At 40.8% G+C, this 3,071-nt stretch carries 3 protein-coding genes and 1 tRNA gene; 2 read left to right on the top strand and 2 right to left on the bottom strand.

Annotated features, from left to right (window positions below):
- The first annotated feature begins 68 nt into the window (after positions 1-68).
- Positions 69-938, top strand: coding sequence for an aldose epimerase family protein (locus tag CDG77_RS34330; RefSeq protein ID WP_094333583.1), 870 nt, complete (start codon positions 69-71; stop codon positions 936-938).
- A gap of 61 nt (positions 939-999) precedes the next feature.
- Positions 1,000-1,071 (top strand) — tRNA-Lys (locus CDG77_RS34325).
- 188 nt (positions 1,072-1,259) lie between these two features.
- Here CDG77_RS34325 and CDG77_RS34320 read toward each other — a convergent pair.
- Both CDG77_RS34320 and CDG77_RS34315 read right to left on the bottom strand, forming a co-directional pair.
- Complete coding sequence (locus CDG77_RS34320; RefSeq protein ID WP_094333582.1) at positions 1,260-2,195, bottom strand: SDR family NAD(P)-dependent oxidoreductase; 936 nt, start codon at positions 2,193-2,195, stop codon at positions 1,260-1,262.
- 58 nt (positions 2,196-2,253) lie between these two features.
- Positions 2,254-2,826: a TetR/AcrR family transcriptional regulator gene (locus tag CDG77_RS34315; protein ID WP_094333581.1), complete on the bottom strand. Its 573-nt coding sequence runs from the start codon at positions 2,824-2,826 to the stop codon at positions 2,254-2,256.
- Positions 2,827-3,071: the final 245 nt, after the last annotated feature.

Below are 3,071 nucleotides of genomic sequence, written 5' to 3'. Positions count from 1 at the left end.
CCCTAATCCCTAATCCCTAATCCCCAATCCCCAATCCCCAATCCCCAATCCTTTCAGGACTAAAATTTGTGTTTAGCATTGCAGTTCAACAGCAACAGTACAAGACGTACATTCTTTCTGATGAAGCCGCTAGTTCTCAATTGGAAGTAGTACCAGAACGTGGTGGGATCGTTACCCGTTGGCGTATTCAAGGAGAAGAAATTTTTTATCTGGACACTGAACGCTTTACTCACCCTGAGTTGAGTGTCAGAGGTGGGAATCCAATTTTGTTTCCGATTTGTGGCAATCTACCAGATAATACTTACACTCACAACGGGCAACAATATACTCTCAAACAACACGGTTTTGCCCGTGAATTGCCGTGGAAAGTAACAGAACAAGAAACTGGAGATAAAGCTAGTCTCACTGTTGTCCTTGATAGCAATGAGCAAACTAAGGCTGTTTATCCTTTTGACTTTCAGCTGGCTTTCACTTACGAACTTCAAGGTAATACCCTAGAAGTGCGTCAGCAGTATAAAAACTTGTCATCTACATCAATGCCTTTTTCGGCTGGTTTCCATCCCTACTTTTTGTGTGGTGATAAAACTCAGTTAGAGATTGAAATTCCCTCTAAGCAGTATCAAGATAATCAAACTAAGGAATTTCACTCTTTTGATGGCAATTTTGACTTTAACCGTGATGAAATTGATTTTGCCTTTGGACAGTTAACGAGTCAATCGGCTACTGCGATAGATCGTAGCCGGAAGTTAAAACTCACCTTAGATTATGATGATTTCTCTACCTACCTGGTATTTTGGACAGTCAAAGGCAAAGAATTCTACTGTCTAGAGCCGTGGAGTGCCACCCGTAACTCTCTCAATACAGGTGATAACCTGACTGTGTTAGCACCAGGAGCTAGCCACACAGCATCTGTAAGGTTGACGGCTAATTTTTTCTAAACCCCTTTACAAATCTATAGATGTATATGCTATGATTGCAAAGTTGCGAAATACAGCGAAAGGGTCGCTAACTCAACGGTAGAGTACTCGGCTTTTAACCGATTAGTTCCGGGTTCGAATCCCGGGCGACCCATATAGAAGTTTAAAAAATACTCGCTGAAGCTTTTTAGATGAAAGTAGAGGCGAGTTTTATTGTTAGGAAATTTGTGAATCCGATCGCTGTGGAGAACCAAAAATTTTGGATGAGCGATCGCTTATCTTAGCCAAGAAAGTGCGATCGCCCATTATAAAATCTGTTAGTTAGCAGATGTATGAATTTGGTCATTTGCCCGCGCCTTGGGCCTTTTTATTAAATTCAAATTTTACATAGGTGAGTTTTTCTGATACTTCCCATAGTTTTTTGGCGATCGCTTGGTCTTTAGATAATTCGTTTGATTCGACTTTTATTGGATAGCCGCGGATCTCCATAAACCCATTGGGGCCGAAATATTCTGCGCCTTTTAAGCCCGCTTCGATTGCCGCCCGCAGAGTTGGTAATGCGCCCATCGTGATGTCTTGAGCAAGGATGCCGTTGAGATATTCCACAACGCCGCCCGCAGTTCTCTGCAATTCGGTTGCCGTCCAACCTGGATGCGAGGCGGTTACAAGTGTGTCGATACCGTTATCTTTTAGTTTTCGGTCGAGTTCGTAGGTAAAATAGATGTTGGCAAGTTTGCTGTCGCCGTAGGCTTTCCATTTGGCATAACTTCTCTTTTCCCAATTCAAATCATCAAAATCTATTTTGCCTATACTATGTGCGCCGCTCGAAACATTGACAATTCGTGAGCCTTCGGTGCCGATCAAACGTTCCAAAAGCTGTCCCGTCAAAGCAAAATGTCCGAGATGATTAGTGCCAAACTGCAATTCAAAACCGTCCGTCGTTTTTGAATATGGCGGAATCATCACACCCGCATTATTAATCAGTAAATCCAGACGCACATAATTTTTCTGAAAGTTTTCAGCGAAATTTTTAACTGATGCTAAATTCGCCAAATCAAGTTGCATCACCTTTACATCGGCATCCTTATTCTGTTGAATAATTTTCGCCAATGCCTTGTTTCCTTTGTCCAAATTGCGAACTGCAATGATTACAGACGCTTGTTTATTAGCTAAAACCCGCGCTGTCTCATAACCGATGCCGCTACTCGAACCCGTTACAATTGCTACTCTTCCTTTTTGACTCGGAATATTTTCCACGTTCCATTTTTCATTTTTCATTTTATTTACTCCTACTTAATTAACCGAACGTTCATTTAATTAATTCTCAAAAAAAGAATTAATTCGTTATTGCATCCCACGCAATTTTATAGGTGGTTTCTAACATTTTTTCGTCCAAAATCAAAGCACCACTAAAATGCTCTTTTATCAATCCAGTCAGAGGCGCAAAGGTAAAAGCGGTAAAAATTTCCAGGGAAATATCCTTAAAAACCTTCTCCTCTTTACCGCGATTGAACAAATCTAGCATTGGCTTGAAATAGCTCAAACTTTCATCTTTGCAAATGCGGTCAACCATCGGAGAATTAACAAATTGCTCGGTAAAAGCAAATCTGACCGGATTATTAATCGCGTATTGATAATAATTATTCCAGATCATTTTAAAGGCTTTCTCCACTGATAGGTTCTGGTTGACACCTTTCAAAATTTCTGCACTCATTTCCTGCTTCACTGACAAATATATTTTATTGAGAAGGTTTTCTTTGTTTTCAAAATAGACATATATCGTCGCGGGCGAAACATTGGCGGTTTTGGCAATTTTCGACATTGAAGTATCAGCAAAACCATTGGCAGTAATCAGTTCGATTGCCGCATCACAGATGGCTCGATTTTTTTTGTCATCTTTGTGCCTCATAGATTCTATAATAAACGAACATTCGGTTATTGTCCAGTGAATAATTTTGATGATAGCGATACCTGCGGTGGTAAGTTGTTAAGCATTTAATTTGCAGATTGAGACCGCAGGGACGCAGGGGACAAGGGAGAGGATTTGCAGCTTTTATTACTATGAAAATAGTGCAATGTGAAGTACCCCAACCTGCTTCGCTGAGGTTGGGGCTTCCAACATCATTGAATCAGTGACGGTCTTATTCGTCCTCG

It is taken from the genome of Nostoc sp. 'Peltigera membranacea cyanobiont' 213 (assembly GCF_002245975.1).
In the GTDB taxonomy this organism is placed as follows: Bacteria; Cyanobacteriota; Cyanobacteriia; order Cyanobacteriales; family Nostocaceae; genus Nostoc.
Note: the sequence above shows the minus strand (reverse complement) of the source record. Positions and strands in the feature narration are given on the sequence as shown.